Here is a 25,840-nt window from a genome sequence, read left to right on the forward strand (position 1 = left end):
CATGATAAAAGTTATAGATAAATCTCTTGTAAAAAATATTTTCACCAAGCCAGAAGACTTTTTAGAGTACTTTGATTTGGTTTATGTAAATGATTTTAATTTATCTATAAATCGTGTTAAGAAAGGCAAAACCTTTGCTTATCAAAAAGCAGGTGCTTTTGTGTCAGATCAAAATGTACTGAAAAGAATTCAAACTTTGGTGATACCTCCAATGTGGAAAAAAGTTAGAATTTCTGATTTAGATAATGGGCATTTACAAGCTGTGGGCAGAGATGCAAAAGGTAGAAAACAATACAGATATCATTCTAAATGGAATGCTGTAAGAAACAAAACCAAGTTTATTAAAATGATAGATTTTGGAAAGAATCTACCAAAAATTAGAAGTAAAGTAAATAAGGATTTAGAACAACCTACTTGGACTAAAAACAAAGTTTTGGCTTTAATTGTAAAATTACTTGAAGAAACTCATATAAGAATTGGTAACACTCAATATGCAAAGCGCAATAAAACCTATGGCATTACAACTTTAAGAACAAAGCATCTTACCAAAGAGAATAACAAAATAAGGTTTGAATTTGTTGGTAAAAGAGGTAAAGAACATAAAATTACATTAAGGAATAAGAAGCTAATTAAGTTGGTGAATCAATGTCAAGAAATTCCTGGCTGGAAGCTCTTTCAGTATTATGATGAAGATGGAATCAAAAAGGAAATAGACAGCAGTTCTGTTAATGAATACATTCACAATTTATGTGGAGAATTATTTACGGCCAAAGATTTTAGAACGTGGTCTGCATCTTTAATTGCTTTTAATACTCTAATGGATTTTGGAATTGAGAAAGAAGAAAATCAAAATAAGAAAAATAGGCTACAAGCAATAGATGTTGTAGCTAAGGAATTAGGAAACACCAGAAATGTTTCTCGTAAATATTACATACATCCCCATATTCTAAAAACCTATGAGGACTCTAGTATCAACACTTATTTTAAGCAAGTAGAAAATGATAAGAAAATTTACACCAATTTTTCACATTCAGAAAAAGCAATGATGACTTTATTAGAAGATTATAATCCTGTAATTGATATCTAACAAATATCATATGAGTCAAGTTCAATTTCGAATGAACAAAGACAAACCCTTTAAAGCTTATATCTTTGTAGTGTAAGAAAAAGAAAGCAAAAAATTGCAAGATGTAAACTGTTCAGCATCTTTAAACAAGTTGAACAATCACGTAAAATTTAAATGAAATGAGTACTTATACAGAAGAAGTTGGAAAAAAATTAAACGGATTATTAGAAAGAACATATGATGCTGAAAAAGGTTTTAAAAACGCAGCTGATAATATTAGTAACCCAGCATTAAAAAACTATTTTACATCAAAAGCCAAAGAGAGATATAATTTTGGACATGAGTTAAAAGAAGAAATTAAATCTTTTAATCAAGAAGTAGATAAAGGTGGAAGTTTAACAGGAACCGCACACAGGGCTTGGATGGATATAAAAGCAATGTTGTCATTAGATAACGAAGAATCTATGTTAGAAGAATCAATTAGAGGTGAAAAAACAGCTATTGATGATTATGATGAAGTTTTAAATGAAACTACATTACCAAGTAGTACAAAAACAGTATTAGAAGCACAGAAAAATAAAATCCAAATAGGATTGGAAAATATTAAATCTTTAGAAGATTTACACTAGAGATTTAAGGTTGGTTGATTGATTTAGGTTGCCTGAAAAGGCAACCTTTTTCTTGTTTTATATCCACCTTATTTGAGTTAAAATTAGCTTTATAAGAGTTAAAAATCTCTATATAAAAGAGTTAATTTTACTGTAAGAGAGATAGTTATAGCAACTATTTAATATTAACTAAAAAACTTTAAACTATGTTACGTTGGGCAATCATTTTTATAATAATCGCATTAATTGCTGGAGTCTTGGGCTTTGGTGGAATAGCAGGTGCAGCAGCTGGAATAGCTAAAATTGTATTTGTTGTGTTTATTATTCTTTTCTTAATATCATTAATTACTGGAAGAAAAAAAGTATAGATAAATATATAAAGAAAAAGAAAAAGTATAAACTACTTAATCATTAGATTAAGTAGTTTTTTTATGCTATAAAATGGTGTTTTTTAGCATGGGCTATGGCTTCATTACTATCATTTACTAGTAAAAAAGTAGTGTCTGTATAATTTTTTACCAAGTTCTTAATACGTTCATTGTTTTTATCTTTACTAACGCTTCTTACATAAATGGCCTTAATTCTGTTTGGAAATTGTGTAACTGTTTCCATATAAATATCTGCATCATGCTCACCAGCATCACCAATTAAAATGAATGGTAAATCTGTATAAGTTTTTAAAATATTTATAATCTCCTTTTGCTTTTGAGGTTTATCATCTTTTTTCTTAGAAAAGATATTTCTCATTGTACGCAATAAAATAGCTCCCTTAGGAAAATTGTTTTTCGTTAAAAAATATTCTAAATAACGATACATATTCCAAGGACTGTGGCTTACATAAAAAAACGGATTAGCATCATTACCCGATTTTCCTGAATGTAGTAAACTATAAAACTCTGAAGCTCCTTCTAAGGCTTTTCTGTTGTAAGGTGATTTAAATAATGTGTTAATTAATAATTTCCACTTTAGTTTAGAGACAACACCTGTATGTAAAATGGTATCATCAATATCGCTAATAACTCCAAAATTTGCTTTGGCAGATGGTATTAAAACTTCACCCTCAAAAATATTGTTATTGTTAATCTTATGTTTGATGTTGGTGTTTGTAAATGAAATAGTGTATTTCAACCAGCCTTCTGAAGTTGTTAATGCACTAAGGTTATCAATTTTTTCATCTACTAAAAAATAGCCATCATTATCTGTTTTGGTTTTGATTTCTTGATGATTTGGTAAAGTAAGAGTAAGAGATGTGTTTTTTATTTCATCGCTTTCAAAACGTTTATACGAGTTTACCAGAAGCCCTAGAACACCTTTTCTTTCTAACGAAATATTCTCATCTTCTAAAGCCCTGCCTCTGGCATAAAAGTGATTATGAGTTCCATAGCTTTGAAACACTATAATTTGTAATGGATCTTTCGAAAATATTGACATTTTTTGTTTTAAAGGTACATATACTGCATAAAAAAAGCCACATCTAAATGTGGCTTTTTTTAACTCAATAACGCAAGAATTAGTCTTTATCGTTAATAATAATTTTAACTTCTTTTGTTTTTGTTTCTTTATTTTTTTTAACATCCATAGAAACAATTTTACCAGCTTCTTCAGCTTTAGCCTCAATTTCTTCTAAAGTTCCATTAAATTTTTCTGAAGTGGTTACGCTTTTACCATCAACTGTTTTTGTAGTAACAATTGTTGCAGCAACTAAATCATCAGCATTAGAAGAAGTAATTTCTACTTTAACTTCTTTTCTAATTTCGTTTGCATTTGCATCGTCTGAATGTCCACCTAAAATTGGAGCAATAACCAAACCAATTAAACAGGTAAGTTTAATTAAAATATTCATTGATGGACCTGAAGTATCCTTAAAAGGATCTCCAACAGTATCTCCAGTTACAGCTGCTTTGTGAGCATCTGAACCTTTATACGTCATTTCTCCATTGATTTCTACACCTGCTTCGAAAGATTTTTTAGCATTGTCCCAAGCACCACCTGCATTATTTTGGAATATTGCCCAAAGTACACCAGAAACAGTAACTCCAGCCATATAACCACCTAGCATTTCAGCTATTGCTAAATTATCCATACCAAATAAAAGTGGTACAAATGCAATAATTAATGGGAAACCTATGGTCAATAAACCAGGTAACATCATTTCCTTTAATGAGGCTTGTGTTGAAATAGCAACACATTTATCGTATTCAGGTTTTCCTGTACCTTCCATAATACCAGGAATAGCTTTGAATTGTCTTCTTACTTCTTGCACCATTTCCATTGCAGCTTTACCTACAGCATTCATTGCTAATGCAGAAAATACAACAGGCACCATACCACCAACAAATAACATCGCTAAAACAGGTGCTTTAAAAATGTTAATTCCGTCAATACCTGTAAAGGTAACGTAAGCAGCAAAAAGTGCTAATGAAGTTAAGGCAGCAGAAGCGATAGCAAATCCTTTACCAGTTGCAGCAGTTGTATTACCTACAGAATCTAAAATATCCGTTCTTTCTCTTACAATTGGTTCTTGTTCGCTCATTTCTGCAATACCACCTGCATTATCAGAAATTGGTCCAAAAGCATCAATAGCTAATTGCATAGCAGTTGTAGCCATCATTGCTGAAGCTGCTAAAGCAACTCCGTAAAAACCAGCAAAAGCATAAGAAGCCCAAATTGCCCCAGCAAACAGTAATACTGATGGAAAAGTAGAAATCATACCTGTAGCTAAACCAGCAATAATGTTAGTTCCTGCTCCTGTAGAAGATTGTTGTACAATTTTTAATATTGGAGATTTACCCAACCCTGTATAATATTCAGTTACTGATGATATAACAGCACCAACCACTAAACCTACGAGTGTTGCATAAAATACACGCATCGAAGAAATTTCTTGTAATCCTTCTCCAAAGAATTCCATTGTCATAGTTTCTGGTAACATCCAAGTAACTAAACCATAACAAGATAAACCTACTAAGACAATAGATGTCCAGTTACCTTTATTTAAAGCACCCATTACTTGTGCTTCTTTTGCATTATTAGAACTAATTTTTACTAATAAAGTACCAATAATAGAGATTATAATTCCTGCTCCTGCAATTGCCATTGGTAATAAAATTGGACCAATACCACCAAAAGCGTCAGTAATAGAACCGCCCATATCTTTTATAACATAGTTTCCTAAAACCATGGCTGCTAATACTGTTGCAACGTAAGAACCAAATAAATCTGCACCCATACCTGCTACATCACCTACATTATCACCTACATTATCTGCAATAGTTGCTGGGTTTCTTGGATCATCTTCTGGAATTCCAGCTTCAACTTTACCAACTAAATCAGCCCCAACATCTGCAGCTTTGGTATAAATACCACCACCAACTCTGGCAAACAATGCAATTGATTCTGCTCCAAGAGAAAAACCAGCTAAAGTTTCTAATACAATAGTCATATCCATTGTATTGGTCCATGTACTATCCATAAAGAAATAGAAGAAAAATATAAAGAAAGCAGTTAAACCTAAGACTGCTAAACCAGCAACTCCTAAGCCCATAACTGTACCTCCACCAAAAGATATTTTTAAAGCATTTGGCAAGCTAGTTCTTGCTGCTTGTGTAGTTCTAACATTTGTTTTTGTTGCAATTTTCATACCTATATTACCTGCAAACGCAGAGAAAATAGCTCCAAAAATAAAAGCGACTACAATTAGAATGTGTGTTGTTGGTACAATAAACGAAACTGCTGCAAGTGCTAAACTCACAACAAAAACAAAAATGGCTAATAGTTTATACTCAGCACTTAAAAACGCCAAAGCTCCTTCATAAATGTAATCTGAAATTTCTTTCATCTTACCATCTCCTGCATCTTGTTTCATTACCCAAGATTGTTTAATCCACATGTAGATTAAACCTAAAATAGCCAATACAATTGGCATCCAAATCATTAATTCCATATACTATTTAAATTTGATTAGTTTAAAACGGTGGCTAAAATAGGAAAATCAATGTGATAAAAAAAACCACCTTTAATTAAAAGATGGTTTATAATTTATAAGATATTTTATCAATATGATAATTATATGGTAAAAGTGCGTTTCTTTTTGTGTTCACTATTGTCATAACGCTCTATACACTCATGGTAAATTCTAATAGCATCTTCTGCATTACCCCAACCACCTGTGTCTACTTTTTTCTCTTCTAAGTCTTTGTATACTTGAAAAAAGTGTTCAATTTCTTTAAGTCTGTGAGGGTTTATATCAGAAATATCTCTTTTCTTACTCCATATAGGATCTGATACAGGAACACAAATAATTTTTTCATCCGGTCCTTTTTCATCAGTCATGTAAAATACTCCAATTGGTCTTACTTCCATAACAACCATTGGGTAAGTTGGTTGATGACCTAAAACTAATATATCTAATGGGTCTGAATCTAAAGCTAAAGTTTCTGGAATAAATCCATAATCTCCAGGATACATCATAGATGAGAATAACATTCTATCAAAACGTATTTTATTCAGGGTAAAGTCGTATTCATATTTATTCCTACTTCCTTTAGGAATCTCAATTAAAACATCAAAAGTTAATGATTTATTTTCGCTCATAATTATTCTTCAATATATATTATAATTAATGCAAAAGTAGTGAAAGTACTAGTTTAAAGGAAGTATTTGCAGTGTTAATTTTACGCAAAGGTTTTCGGTTTAGGGCAGAAAAAAACCTTTTTGAAAAAATCAAAAAGGTTTTAAATATTGAGATGTTATTAAAGTTAAATATACATAACTTCTTTAACCGCTTTTATAACGTCTTCGTGATTAGGAATCCATTTTTCTAATAATACAGGAGAATAAGGAGCAGGAGTGTCTGCAGTTGTAATTCTCTTGATAGGTGCATCTAAATAATCGAATGCTTCATCCTGAATTCTATATGTTATTTCTGAAGCAACACTTGCAAATGGCCATGCCTCTTCTAAAACAACTAGTCTATTTGTCTTTTTAACCGATGTTAAAATCGCTGCATGATCCATTGGTCTAACAGTTCTTAAATCGATTATTTCTACAGAAATATTTTCTTTTGCTAACTCATCAGCAGCTTTATAAGCTTCCTTAATAATTTTACCAAAAGATACAATAGTTACATCTGTACCTTCTCTTTTAATGTCTGCAACTCCAATAGGAATAATGTATTCTCCTTCAGGAATTTCCATTTTATCACCATACATCTGCTCAGACTCCATAAAAATTACTGGATCATCATCTCTAATTGCAGCTTTTAATAAACCTTTTGCATCATAAGGATTAGATGGTACAATTACTTTTAAACCAGGTGTGTTTGCAAACCAGTTTTCAAAAGCTTGAGAGTGTGTTGCACCTAATTGACCAGCAGAAGCTGTAGGTCCTCTAAAAACAATAGGGCAATTGAACTGACCACCAGACATTTGTCTAATTTTGGCAGCATTATTTATAATTTGATCAATTCCAACCAAAGAGAAATTAAATGTCATGTATTCTACAATAGGTCTATTACCATTCATGGCAGAACCAATTGCAACACCTGCAAAACCAAGTTCAGCAATAGGAGTATCAATAACTCTTTTTGCACCAAACTCATCTAGCATACCTTTACTTGCTTTGTAGGCACCATTATATTCAGCAACTTCTTCACCCATTAAATAAATGCTCTCATCTCTGCGCATTTCTTCGCTCATTGCTTCGCAAATAGCTTCTCTAAATTGAACTGTTTTCATTTGTTTTTAGCGTATATTAAAATCAAAAACAAAAGTAAGAAATTTTGATGTAAACAAACTACAACTTTTATTGATATCTATAGAATTATAGAGAACGCAACAAATTGATAAGAATGCTTGCAAACTTTATTAATTATGGAATAATTCTTTAGAAAATATGGTATCTTTAAATTGAGAAAAAAATTAAGCCAGCTAATAAAATATAAAATGAAGTTTTTAAATATTATTTTGAATAAGAAAAAAATGGGTTTGTTAATTGTTTTATCCATTTTTAATTTCATTCAAATTTCAGGTCAGAGTGATAAAGATTTGGATTGCAAAATAAAACCTGGTGATCTTCCAAAATTTCAAGCTGCTTTAAATGATGCAAAACTGCATTATTATACAAATCAAGGAAAAACAAAACTCGATTTGAAAAAAGCAGAAGAACAATGCAATACAGATTACTTTTTTGTAGAAAAAGGTAAAATGATATTAATCTCTCCAGGACAAAAAAGCGACAGAACCGAAATTAGACAAGAGAAAGATCTAGCTTTAAATTCTAAAAGTGCAATGCACTTTATAGCCACTTTTGAGAATGTGCCAGATGCCAGAATGAATAAAGGGGTAACTATTGGTCAAATACATAATGACAAAAAGGGCGTTAAAAGACCTTTGTTAAGAGTAGAAATTGCTGGAGGTAGTGAAATTAGGGTTGTGGTTACAGAGAGCTATATAAAAAATGAGGGTGATGTAGAAAATGATTTCTTTACTTCTTTTAGTGAAAAAGATAAAATTGAATGTATTATTGAAATTCTTGGAAATGGAGATGAAGTAGCTGTAGCTATTAAAAATCTCACAAAAAATAAAACAAGAATTATTACTTATAGTGTAAGTGATTTATGGAAAACCATGGATGGTAATTTCTATTTTAAGGCTGGAGCATACACTCAAGTTGCTGGGCCTAAAACTAAAGTCTCTTATGATCAGATTGCGTTTATTTATAAATAAACCTCCTCTTATTTAAGAAATTGCTAAAATTTACATTAGAAACTTAACAGATTTCTTTTTTTAACAAAAAATTTATTATGCATGCATAGTATTTTTTAAAAAAAAGCCTTAATTTTGTTGAAGTTAATAATGATAAATAATAGATTTTATGAAAATATTGGTTTGTATTAGTCACGTTCCTGATACTACTTCTAAGATTAATTTTACAGAAGGAGATACAAAATTCGATACGAATGGAGTACAATTTGTAATCAATCCTTATGATGAGTTCAGTTTAACAAGAGCAATGTGGTTTAAAGAGAAGCAAGGCGCAAGTGTAACTGTTGTTAATGTTGGTAATGCAACTACAGAGCCTACTTTACGTAAAGCTTTAGCAATTGGTGCAGATGATGCTATACGTGTAAATGCAGAAGCTACAGATGGTTTATCTGTTGCTAAAGAATTGGCAGAAGTTGTTAAATCTGGAGGATATGATTTAGTTTTAGCAGGTAGAGAATCAATTGATTATAATGGAGGTATGGTTCCTGGAATGTTAGCTGCTTTAGTAGATTTTAATTTCGTTAATGGTTGTGTTGGTATGGAAGTAGAAGGTACGTCTGTAACTGCAGTGAGAGAAATTGATGGTGGTAATGAAACGTTAAGTACATCTTTACCTTTAGTAGTTGGTGGTCAAAAAGGAATTGTAGAAGAGAAAGATTTACGTATACCTAATATGCGTGGAATTATGATGGCTCGTAAAAAACCTTTAAATGCAGTAGAGCCTGTATCTGCAGAAGCTGCAACATCTATTCAATCTTTTGAAAAACCAGCGCCAAAAGGTGCAGTTAAATTAATTGATGCAGACAATGTAGATGAGTTAATTAACTTGTTGCATAATGAAGCTAAAGTAATTTAATCATAAAATTATCCGAAGTTTTAAAATCGGAAAAAATAAAAATTAATCTTGTTGATTTTTTATCCTTTGAAATAAAGAATTCAACATATAAAACTTAAAATATATGTCAGTTTTAGTTTTCGCAGATTCAACAGAAGGAAAATTTAAAAAAAGTGCATTTGAAGTAGTTTCTTATGCAAAAAAAGTTGCTGAACAATTAGGTACTAATGTTGTTGCTGTAACAATAAACGCTAATAACAACGAAGAGTTATACACTTATGGAGCAGAAAAAGTACTTTCTGTAACTAATGATGCTCTAAACACATTTAATGCAAAACAATATGCATCTGTAATTGAACAAGCTGCTTCTTCTACAGGAGCTTCTGTTGTAGTATTAGATTCAAGTATTGATACTTTGAGTGCTGCACCATTGTTAGCAGTTGCATTAAATGCAGGTTATGCATCTAATGTTGTTGAAGTACCAAGCTCAACAGCACCATTTACTGTAAAAAGAAAAGCTTTTTCGAACAAAGGTTTTAGTAATACAGTAATTGCAACAGATATTAAGATAATAGGAGTTGCAAAAAATTCTTACGGAGTTCATGAGAATGTAGTTTCTGGTTCAACAGAAAGTTTCGATGCTACAATTGCAGAAACAGGTGTTACTTCAGAGAAATTAGAAAGAGTTACAGGTAAGGTAACCATAGCAGATGCAGAGGTTGTAGTTTCTGCAGGTAGAGGATTGAAGGGGCCAGAAAATTGGGGAATGGTAGAGGAGTTAGCTGATGTTTTAGGCGCAGCAACTGCATGTTCTAAACCAGTTTCAGATTTAGGATGGAGACCTCATGGAGAACACGTAGGTCAAACAGGTAAACCAGTTGCTTCTAACTTGTATATCGCTATTGGTATTTCTGGAGCAATTCAGCATTTAGCAGGTATTAACGCTTCTAAAGTAAAAGTGGTTATCAATACAGACCCAGAAGCTCCTTTCTTTAAAGCAGCAGATTATGGTATTGTTGGTGATGCTTTTGAAGTTGTACCAACTTTAATAGAGAAATTAAAAGCTTTTAAACAAGCATCTTAATTTATTATAATATAAAGTTCATTCAAAAACCTACTATATTTTTAGTAGGTTTTTACTTTTTATAAAAACTCATAAAATAAAAGTTCTCAATCTATTATTTTTATTAAATTGTGCCCTCTTAAAAAGGGCTTTAAAGCTTTTTTTATTTATGTTGATTGATATATGAGTTTAATACTACTTACTATTAAAGGAATTTCTTACAGTCAAACACAAAGTGGTGCTTATGCATTGGTTTTGAGTGAGATAGAAGGAACAAGAACTTTACCTATTATTATTGGTGCCTTTGAAGCACAATCTATAGCCATAGCTTTAGAAACAGAAATTAGACCACCAAGACCACTAACTCACGATTTATTCAAGACCTTTTCAGACACTTTTGATATTACTATAAAAGAAGTAATTATTCACAAACTTGTAGATGGTGTATTCTTTTCTAGTTTAATCTGTGTTAGAGATGGTAAAGAAGAAGTTATAGATACACGTACTTCAGATGCAATTGCAATTGCAGTTCGTTTTGATGCACCTATTTATACTTATGAAAACATCTTAGATAAAGCTGGTATCTATTTAAAGGTAGAAGAAGAACTTGCTATTGAAAATAATTTAGAGCCAAAGCAAGAAAGTTCAACTACATTTGAGTTAGAGGAGGAAGATAAAGTGAATTATGCAGACTTGTCTTTAAAAGAATTAAACCAGCAACTAGATACTGCAGTTGCTGATGAAAATTACGAATTAGCTGCAACCATTAGAGACGAAATTAGCAAGCGCTCTTAAAACCTTAGATCTATATTATGAAAAAAATACTTATTGTATTTTTCTGTATTTTCTCAATGTCAATTTTTTCGCAGAATACAGAAGCTGTGGTTGCAACCGCTGAAATTATTCCAAGTCAAGGTTTTTCTTTTAACAGTCTTTGGAGAGGAGTTTTAGGAATGTTTTCTTTAATAGTAATTGCTTTCTTGTTTAGCAGTAATAAAAAAGCAATCGATTGGAAAAAAGTAGGGATTGGTTTATCAATTCAGTTACTTATTGCAATTGGGGTTTTAAAAGTTGTTTTTATTCAAAAGGTTTTTGAATTTATTGGCGGAATTTTTATTGAGATTTTAGAATATACAAAAGCAGGTAGTGAATTTTTGTTTTCAGGAATGGTGGGTGATGTTAATACCTTTGGTTATATTTTTGCTTTTCAAGTTTTACCTACAATCATTTTCTTTTCAGCTTTAACATCATTGTTATTCTACTTAGGTATTATTCAGAAGGTGGTAAAATTGTTAGCCTTGGCTTTGAGTAAAATATTAGGTATTTCTGGAATGGAAAGTTTATCTGTAGCCGGAAATATATTTTTAGGACAAACAGAAGCTCCATTATTAATTAAAGCGTATTTAGATAAAATGAATAGGTCTGAAATGTTGTTGGTAATGATTGGAGGAATGGCCACAGTTGCTGGTGCAGTATTGGCAGCTTACATAGGCTTTTTAGGAGGTGGAGATAAGACTTTAGAATTAATATTTGCAAAGCACTTATTAGCAGCTTCAGTAATGGCAGCTCCTGGTGCAATTGTAATTTCTAAAATTTTATATCCGCAAACAGAGGCAGTGAATACAGATGTTACAGTATCTCAAGAAAAAATAGGGTCTAATATTTTAGACGCTATTGCAAACGGTACTACAGAAGGTTTACGATTAGCTGTAAATGTTGGAGCAATGCTTTTAGTATTTGTTGCTGTAATTGCAATGATAAACGGAATTTTAGGTTGGGTAGGTGATATTACAACATTAAATTCTTGGATGGCCGCAAACACAGCTTATGACAGTTTTTCTCTAGAAGCAATTTTAGGATATTTGTTTGCACCTTTAATGTGGATGATAGGTGTGGCTTCTGAAGACATGGCTTTAATGGGCCAACTTTTAGGCATAAAATTAGCAGCAAGTGAATTTGTAGGATACATTCAATTAGCGGAGTTAAAAGACGTTGCAAGTGCTACACATTTAACCTTTAACAAATCTATAATTATGGCTACTTACATGCTTTGTGGCTTTGCAAATTTTGCTTCAATTGGTATTCAAATTGGTGGTATTGGTTCTTTAGCACCAAGTCAAAGAAAAACCTTATCAGAATTTGGTGTAAAAGCACTAATAGGTGGTACAATAGCATCTTTAATGTCTGCAACTATTGCAGGTATGATTATTGGTTAAATTTAAATTTATAATTTACTAATAAGTTGATTTTTTATCTTCAATTAGTTAATAACTTTTATACATTTTTTAAAAAGCTTCAACCTTTATAGTTGAAGCTTTTTATATTTTTACACAAAGTCGATAAAAGAATATGAAGCAGTATCATGATTTAGTAAAGCACGTTTTAGAAAACGGAAATGAAAAAGGAGATAGAACAGGAACAGGTACTAAAAGTGTTTTTGGGTATCAAATGCGTTTTGATTTAAGTGAAGGTTTCCCAATGGTTACCACCAAAAAGCTGCATTTAAAAAGTATTGTTTATGAACTATTATGGTTTATTAAAGGAGACACTAATGTAAAATATTTGCAAGAAAATGGTGTTAGAATTTGGAATGAATGGGCAGATGAAAATGGAGATTTAGGTCCTGTTTATGGGCATCAGTGGCGTAATTGGAATAGTGATGAAGTAGACCAATTAAAAGAAGTTATTGCTACTTTAAAATCAAACCCAAACTCAAGAAGAATGTTAGTTTCTGCATGGAATCCATCAGTATTGCCAGATACTTCTAAATCATTTTCAGAAAATGTAGCGAATGGTAAAGCTGCTTTACCTCCTTGTCATGCCTTTTTTCAATTTTATGTTTCAGATGGTAAATTATCTTGTCAATTATACCAAAGAAGTGCAGATATATTTTTAGGTGTGCCTTTTAATATAGCTTCATACGCATTGTTTACAATGATGATGGCACAGGTATGTGGTTATGAGGCAGGTGAATTTATTCACACTTTTGGAGATGCTCATATTTACAATAATCATGTAGAGCAATTAGAGCTGCAATTGTCTAGAGATATTAGACCTTTACCAAAAATGAAATTAAATACTGCAATTACAAATATCGAAGATTTTACTTTTGATGATTTTGAATTGCAAGACTATAATCCTCATCCTCATATTAAGGGTAAGGTTGCAGTATAATATACATTTAAAACAAAAAGAGCCTTCAATTAAATTTGAAGGCTCTTTTTGTTTTTCATAGTGATATATATTATAAGCTTAAAACGCTGTTCTCTGCATTAGCATAATCGTTCCAAGCAAAAGCATCTGCTTCTTGATCATTTAAATACTTACCATCAACTAGATACCTAAATTCGTAAGAATTACCAGCCTCTAAATCTACAGTTCCTTTAAAAGAACCGTTTTTTAATTTCTTTAATGGCGTTGCTTCTGTATTCCACTCGTTAAAGTTACCTACAACTGCTGCAGTTTTTGCATCTTCAGCTGGTAAAGTAAATGTTACCTTACATACTGGTTTTGTTTTCAAAAATTTCTTTTTAATAGACATAATTATCAGATTAAATTATGTGGTAAATTTATACAAGTAGTTTTTAAGTACAAATTAAATTTACGTTAAGCCCAAAGTTTTATCACTTTAATAAAATGAGAGTTAATAAAATTAATATTTAGGAAATATATGACCTTAATATTAAAAGAGTCTTAAAATAAAAATACTTTCTTAAGTGCTGATAATCAGTAATTTTACTTCGAAAACGTATTCGTGCTTTTGCAATTCTCTTGAAAAAACTACAAAAACGGCAGTTTAAACTGTCTTTTTAGATTATTTTTGTTTTAAACCATTCTAGTATATGATTACAATTATAGCAGCAATTGCAAAGAATAATGCACTTGGTAAAAACAACGATTTAATTTGGCATTTACCTGCAGATTTAAAACGATTTAAAAAAGTTACAACTGGGCATCATATATTAATGGGTAGAAATACTTTTGAATCTATAGGTAGACCTTTACCAAATAGAATAACCATAATTATCACTAAAAACGAAGAATATGTGCAAGAGGGTTGTTTGATTGCAAATAGTGTAGAGCAAGCCTTAGAAATGGCACATGATGATGATCAAATCTTTATTATTGGTGGTGCTCAAGTCTATGAATATGCGATGAAACACGATTTTGCTGATGCTTTAGATATTACTTTAGTACATCATGAATTTGAAGCAGATGTTTATTTCCCTGAAATTGATCCTACAGTTTGGAGAAGAGTAGAAAGGGAAGATTTTATTGCTGATGAAAAAAATAAGTTCGATTACAGTTTTATTAGGTATAAAAAAATAGCTAATTAATTCTAGCTCTAAATCCACCTCCTAAACTCATTTTATATTTTCTTTGTGCAAATATAAAGTAGTTGAAAAGCTTATAATTTACTTCATAACCATAGTCTATTGTTTGTTGATAGTCTATAATGTTTTCGTAAATATTTGGGTTAAACTGAAATGAATTTTGCGCTCTTTGATTCCAAGTAAGTACCCAAGCTCTATTTCTAGCTTCCATATATTTCTGAGAATAAAATCCTTCTGGTTGCGCTATTGAGTTTAAAAAGGTTGTAAAACCTGGATCTATAATGATAATCTCATATTCTAAACTATCATTGGCAATTACTACAGGTTCTTCCTTCTCTACTTCAATATTATTTAAAGACGATGAACCACAAGCATAGATTAGTGTGCTAATAAAGGCAAATAAGAAAAGGTTTTTTATAAACTTCATAGTTCTTAAAGATACCATTTTTTAATCTCAATTAAAAATATCTAATAAAATCACTTCAATTTACAGCTTTAAATATTAATTTTAAGAAAATAAATTTACCTCATGAAACACTGTCTAATTTTAGCATCAATTTTTATATTTTTTAGTTCGTGCAATCAAAACAAAGTAGTTGAAAAAACTGATTACAATATTTTAAATGAGCAAGATAGGGCTAGCTTAAAAGATGAATTATTAGAAGATAGGTTTACCAATTTATTACCAGAATTAATGGACAAGGCTGATTTAGATATGTGGCTGTTAATTTCTAGAGAGTATAATGAAGACCCAGTTTTAAAAACCATGCTGCCTGCAACTTGGTTAAATGCTAGGAGAAGAACCATCATTGTGTTTTATAGAGATAAAGAAAATAATACTCTAGAAAGATTGGCAGTTGCTAGGTATGATATTGGAAAAAGTATAAAATCGGCCTGGAATAAAGAAGAGGAACCAAATCAATGGAAAGCTTTAGAAAAAATTATTTCAGAAAGAAATCCTAATAAAATAGGACTTAATTATTCTACACATTTTGCCTTAGCAGATGGTTTGGTAAAAACCGATTTTGATGAATTGAACGCAGCAATGCCAACCTCGATTACTTCTAAATTCGTTTCTGCAGAAAAATTGGGTATTGCTTGGATTGAGACAAGAACCAAAAAAGAAATGGAACTGTTTCAAAAACTTGTAAAAATAACACATGATATTATTGATGAAGCTTTTTCTAATAAAACCATTCAGCCAGGTAAAACGTCTACTGAAGATGTAGTTTGGTTTTTAAGACAGAAAGTAACAGATTTGGGCTTAGAGACTTGGTTTCATCCAACTATAGATGTGCAAAGAAATAATGAAGCTCTAAATTCTCATATTGAATCTTTTTCTAAAGCTAAAGATGAAAAAATAATTCAGAAAGGAGATTTATTGCATTGCGATTTTGGTATTACTTATATTGGTTTAAACACAGATTGTCAGCAACATGCCTATGTTTTAAAAGAAGATGAAAAAGAAGTACCTGACTTTTTAAAGGAAGCCTTTGTGCAAGGAAATAGAGTGCAAGATATTTTGACGACTAATATGAAAGCTGGCCTTACAGGAAATCAAATTTTAGCAAACTCGCTACAACAAGGTAAAGCAGAAGGTTTAAGACCATCAATTTATACACATCCTTTAGGTAAATATGGGCACAGTGCTGGAACTACAATTGGTATGTGGGACTCTCAGAATGGTGTGCCTTTTAATGGAGATTACCCTCTTCAAAAAAATACAGCTTATGCAATTGAATTAAACACCACTGTTTTTATTAATGAGTGGAATAAAGACATTAGAATAATGTTAGAGGAAGCTGGTTTTTTTGGTGATGATGTTTTTAGATATGTGAACGAAAGACAGACAGCAATTAAGCCAATTAAAATCGACTAAATGAAACAACGTTGTTTTTGGGTAACTGATAGTAAATTATATCAAGATTATCATGATTTTGAGTGGGGAGTTCCTGTTTATGATGATGAAACTTTGTTTGAATTTCTGCTTTTAGAAACCTTTCAAGCTGGTTTAAGTTGGATAACCATTTTAAACAAAAGAGAGAATTTTAGAGCAGCTTTTGATAATTTCGATTATCATAAAATTGCTAAATATCCAGAATCTAAATACAATGAGTTACTTCAAAATTCGGGTATTATAAGAAATAAACTTAAAATTAGAAGTGCCATAACCAATGCTCAATTATTTATAGAGGTTCAAAAAGAATATGGCTCTTTCTCTAAATATATATGGAGATTTGTTAATCATGAGCCTATAATTAATAAATTTCATAATAAACAAGAAGTACCTGCTACTACAGAATTATCAGATCAAATTTCTAAAGCTTTAAAGAAAAAAGGTTTTAAATTTGTAGGTTCAACAGTGGTTTATGCATTTATGCAAGCAATAGGTATGGTTAATGATCATACTAAGCACTGTTTTAAATATCCTAATTAATGCAAATTTTACAGGTTCCTAAGCAAGATTTAAAAGAGATCATTTCAATTTTTAATAGAGAAATTGGTCGATTTGTGTTTTTCGTATTTGTGCTGTTTTTTGATAGTATCTATTTTGCAGAACATGTTTCAGATTCACAAATTTGGATAAACATCTTAATGCTTGCTGGGTTTTTTAAAATGTATTTTAGATCTACACCTAGAGTAAAAGAATTAATGATTTATGCTGTAATTCTGGGTTTTTTAGGTGAATATTTTTTCTCTAGACTCTTAGGAATGTATACTTACAGGCTAGAGAATGTACCATTATATGTACCTATTGGCCATGCTGCTTTGTATGGTAGAATTTTTATGTTTAGTAAAGCTTCTGTGGTTAGAAAACATCATAAAGCTATAGAGCAATTGTTTGCAATTGCAATTGGTGTTTTTGCAACTATTTACTTGGCTTTTTTTACAGATGTCTTTGGTTTTGTAATGACCGTTTGTGTGTTTCTTTTACTTTTAAAAAGACCTAAAGACAGGTTGTTTTTTTACTCAATGTATATTTTAGTCGCTATTTTAGAAATAGGTGGTACTGCTTTTGGCTGTTGGAAATGGCCAGAAACTGCATTTGGTGTTTTCGACTTTTTACCAAGTAATAATCCTCCAAGTGGAATAAGTTTATTTTATTTCTTGTTAGATATTAGTTGTTTCTTTATTTACATTCAAGTAAATAACAAAGCTTGGAAACGTTTAAAAAGAAGATTTAGAAAAGATTAATTACCAAAAATTAACCTTATTGCTGTAAAAATAACAATGATAAGTCCACCATAAATTAATACTTTTTTTCCAGCACCTTTATAATAACGATTATGATTACCTGTATCTTTCTTGTAGCTTAGGTAAATTAAGATCCCAAAAGCTAACACAAAAAATATCATAAACATAATTCTGCCAGTTGTAAAGTAAGCATTGAAAATCATGAGGTTTATCTTTATAAGTTTTATAAATAATACACAATTTAGCTCTTCTTATCTGAATTAGAATTTCTATATTGTTACTTGCAAAATTACAAAATTATATACCAATTCTTAACCTTTAAAGGTATAGAACTTTAAAACAATCTTTTAAAATGAAAAATAAAATAGCAGCTGTACATGCATTTCACAGTGCATTTAAATTAAACATTCAAAATTCACCTACTGTAGATATTTCTGAGGATAGAAAAAAACTACGTTATGAATTAATGAAAGAGGAAAATGAAGAATATTTAGAAGCTGCCAAAAATAATGATTTAGTAGAGGTTGCAGATGCTTTAGGAGATATGTTATATATTTTATGTGGTACCATAATTGAGCATGGAATGCAAGATAAAATAGAAGAGGTCTTTAACGAAATTCAAAATTCTAATATGAGTAAATTGGGTGAAGATGGAGAACCGATTTATAGAGAAGATGGTAAAGTTTTAAAAGGCCCAAATTATTTTAGACCTAATATAAAAGCCATTTTAGAAAAATAAAAATTAAATTTTCACTTCATAAAAACAAAAAAGCATCAATTAAAATTGATGCTTTTTTGTTATTTAAAAATTATAGATTAAACCATAACCCTCCATCCATAAGGATCTTCTGTTTTATTAGTTTGAATATCTGTAATCAATTTTTTCAATTTTTGAGCATATGGGTTTTCCAGTTCTGGTAAATCAAAATCATTTTCTTGATATCCAAAACCAGCAATAGGTGAGATAACTGCAGCTGTTCCTGCACCGAACATTTCTTTTAAACTACCGTTTTTTGCAGCCTCAACAACTTCGCCAACAGAAATTTTTCTAACTTCTGTTTGTATACCATTGTCTTCAGCAATTTGCAAGATACTTTTACGAGTAATTCCGTCTAAAATTCTATCACTTGTAGGGCTCGTAATTAAAGTATCGTTAATTCTAACAAAGATGTTCATTGCACCAGCTTCTTCTATATATTGGTGAGTATTATCGTCTGTCCAAATTACCTGATTGTACCCCTTTTCTATAGCTAGTTGTGTTGGGTAAAACTGTGCAGCATAATTACCCCCAGCTTTAGCATAACCTACACCACCATTTGCAGCTCTAGCATACTTTTCTTCAATTAATACTTTTACTTTACCAGCAAAATATGCACCTGAAGGTGCAGTACAAATTACAAATTTGTAAGCATCTGCAGGAGAAGCATGAAAACCATTTCCTGTTGCAAACATAAATGGTCTTATGTATAAAGAACTACCTTCGTTAGTAGGTATCCAAGCGCTATCTATTTCTAAAAGTTTCTTTAAGCCATCCATAAAAATATCCTCTGGTATTTGAGGTATTACCAAACGTTCAGCAGATTTATTCAAACGCTTGCAGTTTTCTAATGGTCTAAAAAGCATCATGTTTCCTTCAGCATCTTTGTAGGCTTTCATACCCTCAAAAATAGACTGTCCATAATGAAAAATCTTTGCAGAAGGATCTAATGAAATTGGTGCAAAAGGCTCAACTTTTGGAGTTTGCCATTTACCATCTACAAAATCACAAGTTAACATATGATCAGAATATACACTTCCAAAAGGTAAATTGTTAAAATCAACAGAATCAATCTTTGATTTTTCTACTCGTTGAATTTCTATATTTGATGTCATTTTAAGTTAATTTTTAGACTGCAAATGTACATAATTTATTTATCCAATTCTTATACAAAGACCTAGTTTTGTTGTTAAATTTATTACTTTTGTAACAAATATGTTAAATAATTATAAGATGAAAAATGTAATTCAATTATGTGTTGTTCTTTTATTAGTAGCAACTGCTTGTAAGACTGAAAATACAGATAAAACTGAAACAAAAAATGTAGAGGTAGTTGCTGATAATTACAATTCTTTTGGAGATAAAATTAATGATGAAGCTGTGATGACTTCAGAAGAAATGTTGGCCAAGTTCCAAAACATGAATGTTGGTGATACTATCAATGCAAAATTTACATCTATAATTAATGAGGTTTGTTCTAAAAAAGGTTGTTGGATGAAATTACCTTTAGATGCTGAAACTGAAACTATGGTTCGTTTTAAAGATTACGGATTTTTTATGCCTTTAGATGCTGCAGAAAAAGAAGTGATTGTAGCTGGTAAAGCCTTTGTTAAAGAAACTTCTGTAGATGAATTGAGACACTATGCAGAAGATGCAGGTAAAACTGAAGAGGAAATAGCTTTAATCACTGAGCCTAAGAAGGAATTTGCTTTTGAAGCTAATGGTGTTTTAATGAAGAAATAATTTCTATTGAAAAGAGAAATATTTATAACTTCAGACGGTTCTACCAGTATTCATCTTCCAGATTGGGATGAACAATATCATTCTAAACATGGTGCAATACAAGAGGCAAAACACGTTTTTATAAAAACAGGTTTGCACAAATACCTAGAAAAAAACACAAATCAATTGGCTATTTTAGAAATTGGTTTTGGTACTGGGTTAAATGCATTTATTACCTATTTAGAAACAAAAAGTAAAAATATTTCTATTTCATATGTGGGTGCAGAAGCTTATCCAATTGCAAAAGATGAGGTGATAAGTTTAAATTATGTTTCTGAGTTAAAAGCAGAAGAATTTAAAGATGATTTTAATTTGATACATAACATCCCTTGGGAAGAAAATCATAAAATATCAGATTCTTTTAGTTTATTAAAAAGAAAACAGTTTTTTCAAGACATAGATGATGTAGCTTCTTTTGATTTGATTTATTTTGATGCTTTTGGAGCAAAGAATCAACCAGAATTATGGACAGAAGCTATTTTTAAGAAAATGTATATTGCTTTAAAACAAGGTGGAATTTTAACTACCTATTCAGCAAAAGGTAGCGTTAGAAGAGCAATGCAGGCTGTAGGATTTATAGTAGAAAGATTAGAAGGCCCACCAGGAAAAAGAGAAATGTTAAGAGCAACTAAAAGCTAAATAAAACAATGGAGTTTAAAAGAAAATTTGGTAGAAAAAAAGAGTCAAAACCTAAAAAGGGTTTATTTCTAATACTATTATTAGCCATTATTTTGTTTTTGTGGTTTAATGCAGAATCACTTTTAAATTCTTTATTCAATTAATATTTGGCAACTGAAAAAATAATTTTAGGTATAGATCCAGGTACTACAATTATGGGGTTTGGTCTCATAAAAATTGTAGGTAAAAAGATGGAGTTTATTCAAATGAATGAATTGATTCTAAAAAAATACGATGACCATTATCTAAAACTTAAATTAATTTTTGAAAGAACAGTAGAGCTTATAGATACTTATCATCCAGATGAAATTGCTATAGAAGCGCCTTTTTTTGGTAAGAATGTGCAATCTATGTTAAAGTTAGGTAGAGCACAAGGTGTAGCTATGGCTGCAGGTTTGTCTAGAGAAATACCGATTACGGAATACCTTCCAAAAAAAATAAAAATGGCAATTACAGGTAATGGAAATGCCAGTAAAGAGCAAGTAGCTTTAATGCTAAAATCGTTACTTAATTTAAAAACGCTTCCTAAAAATTTAGATGCTACAGATGGTTTAGCAGCAGCAGTTTGTCATTATTACAATTCTGGTAAAGTAGTGGGTGGTAAAAACTATTCTGGTTGGGCAAGTTTTGTGAAGCAGAACGAAAAAAGAGTAAAAAAATGAGTGGTATTTATATACATATTCCATTTTGTAAACAAGCCTGCTACTATTGCAACTTTTATTTTTCTACTTCATTAAAAAAGAAAACCGAATTATTAGATTGTTTAGCTAAAGAAATTGTTTTACGTAAAGAGGAATTAAATAATGATGTTGTAGAAACCATTTATTTTGGTGGTGGTACACCAAGCATTTTATCTACTCAAGAAATCAATAATTTAATTGAAGCGGTTTATGAAAACTTTAAAGTTATTGATAATCCAGAAATTACGCTAGAAGCTAATCCTGATGACTTATCAGAAGAAAAAATAAAAGAATTAGCAGCATCAAAAATTAACAGATTAAGTATTGGTGTACAGTCTTTTTTTGAGAGAGATTTAAAGCTAATGAATAGGGCACATAATGCAGAAGAATCTAAAAAATGTTTAGAAATAGCAACACAATATTTTTCAAATATCTCTGTAGATTTAATCTATGGTATTCCTGATTGTTCTAATGAACAATGGACAGAAAATATACATACAGCATTAAGTTATGGAGTTCCACATATTTCTAGTTACGCTTTAACAGTAGAACCAGATACAGCTTTAGAACGTTTTATAGATAAAGGTGTTATTAAAAATGTTGATGATGATAAAGCAGAAGAACAATTTCTGATACTTACAGATGAGCTAAATGCAGCTGGTTTTATTCATTATGAACTTTCCAATTTTGGTAAAGAAGATTTTTTCAGCAAAAATAATTCGGCTTATTGGTTAGGCAAATCTTATTTGGGGATTGGGCCTGCAGCACATTCTTTTGATGGTGTTCAACGTAGTTGGAATGTGCAGAACAATACCAAATACATTAAAAATATTCTAGAAAACGAATTACCAATACAAAGAGAAGTTTTATCTGTAACAGACAGGTATAATGAATATGTAATGACTGGTTTGCGCACAATTTGGGGTGTTTCATTACAAAGAGTTGAATCGGAATTCGGAAAAAATTACGCCAAGTATTTACAAATGCAAGCGCAAAAATATATAGATCAAGAATTACTTTTCATTGAAGATGAAGTGCTAAAAACAACTAGAAAAGGAAAATTTTTATCTGATGGTTTGGCCTCTGACTTGTTTATGCTAAATTTAAAATAATCAATAATTAAAATTACTCAATCACAATTTTTATAGATGAAAGCAACCATTGAATATAACTCAAGAAAAATAGAAATTGATGTTTCAAAACCTATAGATATTTCAATTGCCATAGATGTTAGCAAACAAAATGTAAACGCCTGGTATTTAGATGATCCAAAAATTTTTCCAGAAGAAGTTGATGGTGAAAATATCTCTGTAGAAAATGGTGCAGTAGTAAACTTTAATTCAATTCATTTTAATCCACATTCGCATATTACGCATACAGAATGTGTTGGTCATATCACAGAAAAAGTACATTCAGTAAATCAGAATTTAAAGCATTATTTTCATTTAGCAGAGCTTATCACCATTGCTCCAATAGAGGTTGATGGAGATTTAGTTATTGCAACTAAGCAATTAAAAATGGCTCTAAGGAATAAAAAGAGAGATGCTGTTGTAATACGAACCTTACCCAATCTTACAGACAAAAAGAGCATGAAGTATTCGAACACAAATCCTACCTATTTGTTAGAAGAAACAGCTGTGTTTTTAAAAGAAAAAGGCATAAAGCATTTGTTGGTAGATTTACCTTCTGTAGATAAAGAAAAAGATGAAGGCAAATTGTTAGCACATAATGCATTTTGGAACACAGATGGGGCTTTACGAATGGATGCAACCATCACAGAATTTATTTATGTACCAAATGAAGTTACTGATGGTGAATATTTGTTAAACTTAATGGTTGCACCTTTTGAAAATGATGCAACACCAAGTAAACCAATTTTGTATAAAATTAATAAGTAAATGAAACCTAAATCATCTAAGAGAAAATATTGGTTATATACACTTTTAATTGCTTTAATTCTTGCAATAAATAGTGTAGTATATTCAGATATTTTTGTTGATGAATTAAAGGTTGAATATGCCAATCAATACTCTAAGTTTATAGAGATTGACGGTATGCAAGTACATTACAGAATTGAAGGAGAAGGTTTTCCAATCGTCCTAATTCATGGTACAGCATCTTCTTTACATACTTGGGATGCTTGGACTAAAGAATTAAAGAAAACCAATACCATAATTAGAATGGATTTGCCTGCTTTTGGTTTAACAGGTCCAAATAAAACTGCAGATTATTCTATAAAATCATACACCACCTTTTTAGATCAATTTTTAAACGAAATAGCAATCGATAGTTTTCATTTGGCAGGTAATTCTTTAGGAGGAAATATTGCTTGGAATTATGCAGCAGAACATCCTAATAAAGTTGATAAACTAATTTTGGTAGACGCTAGTGGATTGCCAACCAATAAACCTCAACCAGCTGTGTTTAAAATGGCAAAAACACCAGTTGTAAGCAATTTGTTTTTATATGTAACCCCAAAGTTTTTCATCAATAAAAACATGCAAGAGGTTTATGCTGATGATACAAAAATTACAGATGATTTAGTTAGTAGATATCATAAAATGGCATTAAGAGAAGGCAACAGACAAGCCTTTATAGATAGAGCAAGAATGGATTTTAAATTGGGCTCTAAAGCAAATATTGATAAGCTAAAGAGCATACAAAATTCAACCTTATTAATTTGGGGAGCACAAGATAATTGGATTCCTTTAGATAATGGAAAACGTATGGATAGTGTTATGCATAACTCTAAATTGGCAGTTTTAGAAAATTCTGGGCATGTACCTATGGAAGAAAATCCTGAAGAGAGTTTAGCTATTTTGAAATCTTTTTTAAATGATTAAGCTTAGAAAATATTCAAAAGTTATTGTTTATTCATTAATATCATTATTTCTTTATTTTTTCTTTCAAAAATCAGAGAAAATAAATTCTATTGTTTTATCAATAATAGAAAGTAATTCTGCTTATGGCTTTGGTTATCTAATTCTTTTTAATCTTTTAAAATTCTTTCTGTTACTTTTTGGAATAGTTGGTATTATCTTTTTCCTTTTTAAAGTGCTTACAAAAAACTCTAAAACCATTTCTTCTTCCTAAAGTACCAAACACAAAGAATGGTAACCAATAGCATTATTCCTAATAAAATAAAATAGCCGTATTTAAATTTGAGTTCGGGCATATACTCAAAGTTCATTCCGTAAATTCCTGCTAAAAATGTTAAAGGAATAAAAATAACAGAAAGAATAGTAAGCGTTTTCATTACTTCATTTAAACGATGACCTTGAATACTAAAAATTAAATTGATTTTACTTTCTAGTTCTTGCAATTCAAAATCGATATTGGAAATTAAATTATTCGTTTGTTCTTTTAATTCGCCAAAATACCTAGTGTTAAAACCTTCAATTTTTACACTTTCTAATTTAATAATAGTATCTCTTAAACTTAGAGTTGCCTTTTTAAAATTAAACAATTCTTGTTTTCTTTTTTCTACTAAAGATGTAAATTCTGGTGTAGGCTTTATATTACTAGCATCTAAGATTTCACTACTTATTGCTTCGTGTTTTTGATAGGTTTCTAGGTAATTGTCAATGATAGATTCTATCAGTAAAAATAATAAATAGGCTATTTTTTTCTTTCTAACAATACCTTTATTACCTTCTAAACGCTTGCGAATCCAATCAAAATAATCACCTTTTTTTTCTTGTATACTCCATAAAAAATCGGTGTTTAAAATAAAAATCATTTGTTCAGAATCTAAATAAGAATCTTCGGTTTTTAAAACTCTAATGGAAACAAAAAGCATGTTTTCTAAAGTAATTACTTTATTAGAATGTTCTTTGTCCATCAATAATTTAATCAAAAAATCATCCAATTTGTTTTTTAGAATAACTTCTTTAAAACAACCTAAAAACTCAAGTCCGTATGTATTTACCCAAACATTTTCTACTGGTTTTTGATGCAAGTCTACACTAGAAAGTGTATCGAACTCACTTTTTCTATATGTGCTTTCTGTATAGCTTATAAAATTGGTGTTTTTAAGAAATTCGTTTTCTTGCATTATTTTGTTTTTTGATAGTTAAAG

Annotated in this window: 29 protein-coding genes; 20 read left to right on the forward strand and 9 right to left on the reverse strand. The window is 30.5% G+C overall.

Annotated elements, in window-relative coordinates; translation table 11 throughout:
- Position 1 precedes the first annotated feature (1 nt).
- The 3 genes from MED152_RS11735 to MED152_RS13645 all read left to right on the forward strand — a co-directional run bounded on the left by MED152_RS11735 (position 2) and on the right by MED152_RS13645 (position 2,042).
- Positions 2–1,087, forward strand: coding sequence for a DNA topoisomerase IB (locus tag MED152_RS11735; RefSeq protein ID WP_015482106.1), 1,086 nt, complete (start codon positions 2–4; stop codon positions 1,085–1,087).
- 158 nt (positions 1,088–1,245) lie between these two features.
- A complete protein-coding gene (locus MED152_RS11740) occupies positions 1,246–1,695 on the forward strand; it encodes a PA2169 family four-helix-bundle protein (protein WP_015482107.1) in 450 nt (149 codons plus the stop codon).
- 185 nt (positions 1,696–1,880) lie between these two features.
- On the forward strand, positions 1,881–2,042 hold the full coding sequence (locus MED152_RS13645) for a DUF1328 family protein (RefSeq protein ID WP_015482108.1): 162 nt from the start codon (positions 1,881–1,883) through the stop codon (positions 2,040–2,042).
- A gap of 61 nt (positions 2,043–2,103) precedes the next feature.
- Here the strand turns inward: MED152_RS13645 and MED152_RS11750 are convergent, their stop codons facing one another.
- From MED152_RS11750 to MED152_RS11765, 4 genes are all read right to left on the reverse strand, one after another.
- Entirely contained in the window at positions 2,104–3,105 is a 1,002-nt protein-coding gene (locus tag MED152_RS11750; protein WP_015482109.1) for an App1 family protein, read from the reverse strand.
- A 79-nt stretch (positions 3,106–3,184) separates the two neighbouring features.
- The gene (locus tag MED152_RS11755) at positions 3,185–5,617 is read right to left on the reverse strand and encodes a sodium-translocating pyrophosphatase (RefSeq protein ID WP_015482110.1); all 2,433 of its coding nucleotides are present in this window, start codon (positions 5,615–5,617) and stop codon (positions 3,185–3,187) included.
- 122 nt (positions 5,618–5,739) lie between these two features.
- Positions 5,740–6,267: an inorganic diphosphatase gene (locus MED152_RS11760; RefSeq protein WP_015482111.1), complete on the reverse strand. Its 528-nt coding sequence runs from the start codon at positions 6,265–6,267 to the stop codon at positions 5,740–5,742.
- Positions 6,268–6,431: 164 nt separating this feature from the next.
- Positions 6,432–7,409, reverse strand: coding sequence for a pyruvate dehydrogenase complex E1 component subunit beta (locus MED152_RS11765; RefSeq protein WP_015482112.1), 978 nt, complete (start codon positions 7,407–7,409; stop codon positions 6,432–6,434).
- Positions 7,410–7,616: 207 nt separating this feature from the next.
- On the opposite strand from MED152_RS11765, the gene MED152_RS11770 reads away from it, so the two are divergent.
- From MED152_RS11770 to MED152_RS11795, 6 genes are all read left to right on the forward strand, one after another.
- Positions 7,617–8,399 (forward strand): polysaccharide lyase family 7 protein, encoded by a 783-nt coding sequence (locus tag MED152_RS11770; RefSeq protein WP_015482113.1) that lies wholly within the window; start codon positions 7,617–7,619, stop codon positions 8,397–8,399.
- A gap of 148 nt (positions 8,400–8,547) precedes the next feature.
- Positions 8,548–9,294, forward strand: coding sequence for an electron transfer flavoprotein subunit beta/FixA family protein (locus MED152_RS11775; RefSeq protein ID WP_015482114.1), 747 nt, complete (start codon positions 8,548–8,550; stop codon positions 9,292–9,294).
- Positions 9,295–9,397: 103 nt separating this feature from the next.
- Positions 9,398–10,357 (forward strand): electron transfer flavoprotein subunit alpha/FixB family protein, encoded by a 960-nt coding sequence (locus tag MED152_RS11780; RefSeq protein WP_015482115.1) that lies wholly within the window; start codon positions 9,398–9,400, stop codon positions 10,355–10,357.
- A 162-nt stretch (positions 10,358–10,519) separates the two neighbouring features.
- Positions 10,520–11,131 (forward strand): bifunctional nuclease family protein, encoded by a 612-nt coding sequence (locus MED152_RS11785; RefSeq protein ID WP_015482116.1) that lies wholly within the window; start codon positions 10,520–10,522, stop codon positions 11,129–11,131.
- Between the two features lie 17 nt (positions 11,132–11,148).
- Positions 11,149–12,552: a NupC/NupG family nucleoside CNT transporter gene (locus MED152_RS11790; protein WP_041383656.1), complete on the forward strand. Its 1,404-nt coding sequence runs from the start codon at positions 11,149–11,151 to the stop codon at positions 12,550–12,552.
- 133 nt (positions 12,553–12,685) lie between these two features.
- A complete protein-coding gene (locus tag MED152_RS11795) occupies positions 12,686–13,510 on the forward strand; it encodes a thymidylate synthase (protein ID WP_015482118.1) in 825 nt (274 codons plus the stop codon).
- A 70-nt stretch (positions 13,511–13,580) separates the two neighbouring features.
- Here the strand turns inward: MED152_RS11795 and MED152_RS11800 are convergent, their stop codons facing one another.
- Positions 13,581–13,877: an isoamylase early set domain-containing protein gene (locus tag MED152_RS11800; RefSeq protein WP_015482119.1), complete on the reverse strand. Its 297-nt coding sequence runs from the start codon at positions 13,875–13,877 to the stop codon at positions 13,581–13,583.
- A 301-nt stretch (positions 13,878–14,178) separates the two neighbouring features.
- Here MED152_RS11800 and MED152_RS11805 point away from each other — a divergent pair, with 301 nt between their 5' ends.
- Positions 14,179–14,673: a dihydrofolate reductase gene (locus MED152_RS11805; RefSeq protein WP_015482120.1), complete on the forward strand. Its 495-nt coding sequence runs from the start codon at positions 14,179–14,181 to the stop codon at positions 14,671–14,673.
- On the opposite strand, the gene MED152_RS11810 is transcribed toward MED152_RS11805, so the two are convergent.
- Positions 14,666–15,097: a DUF6146 family protein gene (locus MED152_RS11810; RefSeq protein WP_041384022.1), complete on the reverse strand. Its 432-nt coding sequence runs from the start codon at positions 15,095–15,097 to the stop codon at positions 14,666–14,668. The two genes, MED152_RS11805 and MED152_RS11810, sit on opposite strands and share 8 nt — an antisense overlap.
- 102 nt (positions 15,098–15,199) lie before the next feature.
- Here MED152_RS11810 and MED152_RS11815 point away from each other — a divergent pair, with 102 nt between their 5' ends.
- The 3 genes from MED152_RS11815 to MED152_RS11825 are packed head-to-tail and all read left to right on the forward strand — an operon-like array spanning position 15,200 to position 17,865.
- Positions 15,200–16,549, forward strand: coding sequence for a M24 family metallopeptidase (locus MED152_RS11815; protein WP_015482122.1), 1,350 nt, complete (start codon positions 15,200–15,202; stop codon positions 16,547–16,549).
- Complete coding sequence (locus tag MED152_RS11820; RefSeq protein WP_015482123.1) at positions 16,550–17,107, forward strand: DNA-3-methyladenine glycosylase I; 558 nt, start codon at positions 16,550–16,552, stop codon at positions 17,105–17,107. It begins immediately after the preceding gene.
- Positions 17,107–17,865 carry a hypothetical protein gene (locus MED152_RS11825; RefSeq protein ID WP_015482124.1) on the forward strand — a complete coding sequence of 253 codons (759 nt, stop codon included), beginning with the start codon at positions 17,107–17,109 and terminating at the stop codon, positions 17,863–17,865. The genes MED152_RS11820 and MED152_RS11825 overlap by 1 nt, the downstream gene beginning before the upstream one ends.
- Here MED152_RS11825 and MED152_RS11830 read toward each other — a convergent pair.
- A complete protein-coding gene (locus tag MED152_RS11830) occupies positions 17,862–18,068 on the reverse strand; it encodes a hypothetical protein (protein ID WP_015482125.1) in 207 nt (68 codons plus the stop codon). The genes MED152_RS11825 and MED152_RS11830 overlap by 4 nt on opposite strands.
- Positions 18,069–18,217: 149 nt before the next feature.
- Here MED152_RS11830 and MED152_RS11835 point away from each other — a divergent pair, with 149 nt between their 5' ends.
- Positions 18,218–18,604, forward strand: coding sequence for a nucleoside triphosphate pyrophosphohydrolase family protein (locus MED152_RS11835; RefSeq protein WP_015482126.1), 387 nt, complete (start codon positions 18,218–18,220; stop codon positions 18,602–18,604).
- A gap of 77 nt (positions 18,605–18,681) precedes the next feature.
- Here MED152_RS11835 and MED152_RS11840 read toward each other — a convergent pair whose 3' ends face one another.
- On the reverse strand, positions 18,682–19,737 hold the full coding sequence (locus MED152_RS11840) for a branched-chain amino acid aminotransferase (protein ID WP_015482127.1): 1,056 nt from the start codon (positions 19,735–19,737) through the stop codon (positions 18,682–18,684).
- A gap of 118 nt (positions 19,738–19,855) precedes the next feature.
- Between MED152_RS11840 and MED152_RS11845 the strand changes: the two genes are divergently transcribed.
- The 6 genes from MED152_RS11845 (at position 19,856) to MED152_RS11870 (ending at position 24,605) form a co-directional block, all read left to right on the forward strand.
- On the forward strand, positions 19,856–20,365 hold the full coding sequence (locus tag MED152_RS11845; protein WP_015482128.1) for a DUF4920 domain-containing protein: 510 nt from the start codon (positions 19,856–19,858) through the stop codon (positions 20,363–20,365).
- Positions 20,366–20,371: 6 nt separating this feature from the next.
- The gene (gene mnmD / locus MED152_RS11850; protein WP_015482129.1) at positions 20,372–21,043 is read left to right on the forward strand and encodes a tRNA (5-methylaminomethyl-2-thiouridine)(34)-methyltransferase MnmD; all 672 of its coding nucleotides are present in this window, start codon (positions 20,372–20,374) and stop codon (positions 21,041–21,043) included.
- 146 nt (positions 21,044–21,189) lie between these two features.
- Positions 21,190–21,744: a crossover junction endodeoxyribonuclease RuvC gene (gene ruvC, locus MED152_RS11855; RefSeq protein ID WP_015482131.1), complete on the forward strand. Its 555-nt coding sequence runs from the start codon at positions 21,190–21,192 to the stop codon at positions 21,742–21,744.
- Positions 21,741–22,874: a radical SAM family heme chaperone HemW gene (hemW, locus tag MED152_RS11860; RefSeq protein ID WP_015482132.1), complete on the forward strand. Its 1,134-nt coding sequence runs from the start codon at positions 21,741–21,743 to the stop codon at positions 22,872–22,874. Before ruvC ends, hemW begins: the two co-directional genes overlap by 4 nt.
- Before the next feature lie 36 nt (positions 22,875–22,910).
- Positions 22,911–23,660, forward strand: coding sequence for a cyclase family protein (locus MED152_RS11865; RefSeq protein WP_015482133.1), 750 nt, complete (start codon positions 22,911–22,913; stop codon positions 23,658–23,660).
- Positions 23,661–24,605, forward strand: coding sequence for an alpha/beta fold hydrolase (locus MED152_RS11870; protein ID WP_015482134.1), 945 nt, complete (start codon positions 23,661–23,663; stop codon positions 24,603–24,605). It begins immediately after the preceding gene.
- Positions 24,606–24,832: 227 nt separating this feature from the next.
- Here the strand turns inward: MED152_RS11870 and MED152_RS11880 are convergent, their stop codons facing one another.
- Positions 24,833–25,816: a magnesium and cobalt transport protein CorA gene (locus tag MED152_RS11880; protein WP_015482135.1), complete on the reverse strand. Its 984-nt coding sequence runs from the start codon at positions 25,814–25,816 to the stop codon at positions 24,833–24,835.
- Between the last annotated feature and the right edge of the window lie 24 nt (positions 25,817–25,840).

The sequence above is a fragment of the Polaribacter sp. MED152 genome (genome assembly GCF_000152945.2).
In the GTDB taxonomy this organism is placed as follows: domain Bacteria; phylum Bacteroidota; class Bacteroidia; order Flavobacteriales; family Flavobacteriaceae; genus Polaribacter.

Bases quoted from the DNA above. Each gene is read 5' to 3' on its own strand.
- hemW (WP_015482132.1), top strand. From the start codon at position 21,741: ATGAGTGGTATTTATATACATATTCCATTTTGTAAACAAGCCTGCTAC.
- MED152_RS11825 (WP_015482124.1), top strand. From the start codon at position 17,107: ATGCAAATTTTACAGGTTCCTAAGCAAGATTTAAAAGAGATCATTTCA.
- MED152_RS11750 (WP_015482109.1), bottom strand. From the start codon at position 3,105: ATGTCAATATTTTCGAAAGATCCATTACAAATTATAGTGTTTCAAAGC.
- MED152_RS11840 (WP_015482127.1), bottom strand. From the start codon at position 19,737: ATGACATCAAATATAGAAATTCAACGAGTAGAAAAATCAAAGATTGAT.
- MED152_RS11865 (WP_015482133.1), top strand. From the start codon at position 22,911: ATGAAAGCAACCATTGAATATAACTCAAGAAAAATAGAAATTGATGTT.
- MED152_RS11805 (WP_015482120.1), top strand. From the start codon at position 14,179: ATGATTACAATTATAGCAGCAATTGCAAAGAATAATGCACTTGGTAAA.
- MED152_RS11790 (WP_041383656.1), top strand. From the start codon at position 11,149: ATGAAAAAAATACTTATTGTATTTTTCTGTATTTTCTCAATGTCAATT.
- MED152_RS11770 (WP_015482113.1), top strand. From the start codon at position 7,617: ATGAAGTTTTTAAATATTATTTTGAATAAGAAAAAAATGGGTTTGTTA.
- MED152_RS11760 (WP_015482111.1), bottom strand. From the start codon at position 6,267: ATGAGCGAAAATAAATCATTAACTTTTGATGTTTTAATTGAGATTCCT.
- MED152_RS11870 (WP_015482134.1), top strand. From the start codon at position 23,661: ATGAAACCTAAATCATCTAAGAGAAAATATTGGTTATATACACTTTTA.
- MED152_RS11775 (WP_015482114.1), top strand. From the start codon at position 8,548: ATGAAAATATTGGTTTGTATTAGTCACGTTCCTGATACTACTTCTAAG.
- MED152_RS13645 (WP_015482108.1), top strand. From the start codon at position 1,881: ATGTTACGTTGGGCAATCATTTTTATAATAATCGCATTAATTGCTGGA.
- MED152_RS11820 (WP_015482123.1), top strand. From the start codon at position 16,550: ATGAAACAACGTTGTTTTTGGGTAACTGATAGTAAATTATATCAAGAT.
- MED152_RS11800 (WP_015482119.1), bottom strand. From the start codon at position 13,877: ATGTCTATTAAAAAGAAATTTTTGAAAACAAAACCAGTATGTAAGGTA.
- MED152_RS11795 (WP_015482118.1), top strand. From the start codon at position 12,686: ATGAAGCAGTATCATGATTTAGTAAAGCACGTTTTAGAAAACGGAAAT.
- MED152_RS11765 (WP_015482112.1), bottom strand. From the start codon at position 7,409: ATGAAAACAGTTCAATTTAGAGAAGCTATTTGCGAAGCAATGAGCGAA.
- MED152_RS11755 (WP_015482110.1), bottom strand. From the start codon at position 5,617: ATGGAATTAATGATTTGGATGCCAATTGTATTGGCTATTTTAGGTTTA.
- MED152_RS11830 (WP_015482125.1), bottom strand. From the start codon at position 18,068: ATGATTTTCAATGCTTACTTTACAACTGGCAGAATTATGTTTATGATA.
- MED152_RS11845 (WP_015482128.1), top strand. From the start codon at position 19,856: ATGAAAAATGTAATTCAATTATGTGTTGTTCTTTTATTAGTAGCAACT.
- MED152_RS11785 (WP_015482116.1), top strand. From the start codon at position 10,520: ATGAGTTTAATACTACTTACTATTAAAGGAATTTCTTACAGTCAAACA.
- MED152_RS11810 (WP_041384022.1), bottom strand. From the start codon at position 15,097: ATGAAGTTTATAAAAAACCTTTTCTTATTTGCCTTTATTAGCACACTA.
- MED152_RS11815 (WP_015482122.1), top strand. From the start codon at position 15,200: ATGAAACACTGTCTAATTTTAGCATCAATTTTTATATTTTTTAGTTCG.
- MED152_RS11835 (WP_015482126.1), top strand. From the start codon at position 18,218: ATGAAAAATAAAATAGCAGCTGTACATGCATTTCACAGTGCATTTAAA.
- MED152_RS11880 (WP_015482135.1), bottom strand. From the start codon at position 25,816: ATGCAAGAAAACGAATTTCTTAAAAACACCAATTTTATAAGCTATACA.
- MED152_RS11735 (WP_015482106.1), top strand. From the start codon at position 2: ATGATAAAAGTTATAGATAAATCTCTTGTAAAAAATATTTTCACCAAG.
- MED152_RS11780 (WP_015482115.1), top strand. From the start codon at position 9,398: ATGTCAGTTTTAGTTTTCGCAGATTCAACAGAAGGAAAATTTAAAAAA.
- MED152_RS11740 (WP_015482107.1), top strand. From the start codon at position 1,246: ATGAGTACTTATACAGAAGAAGTTGGAAAAAAATTAAACGGATTATTA.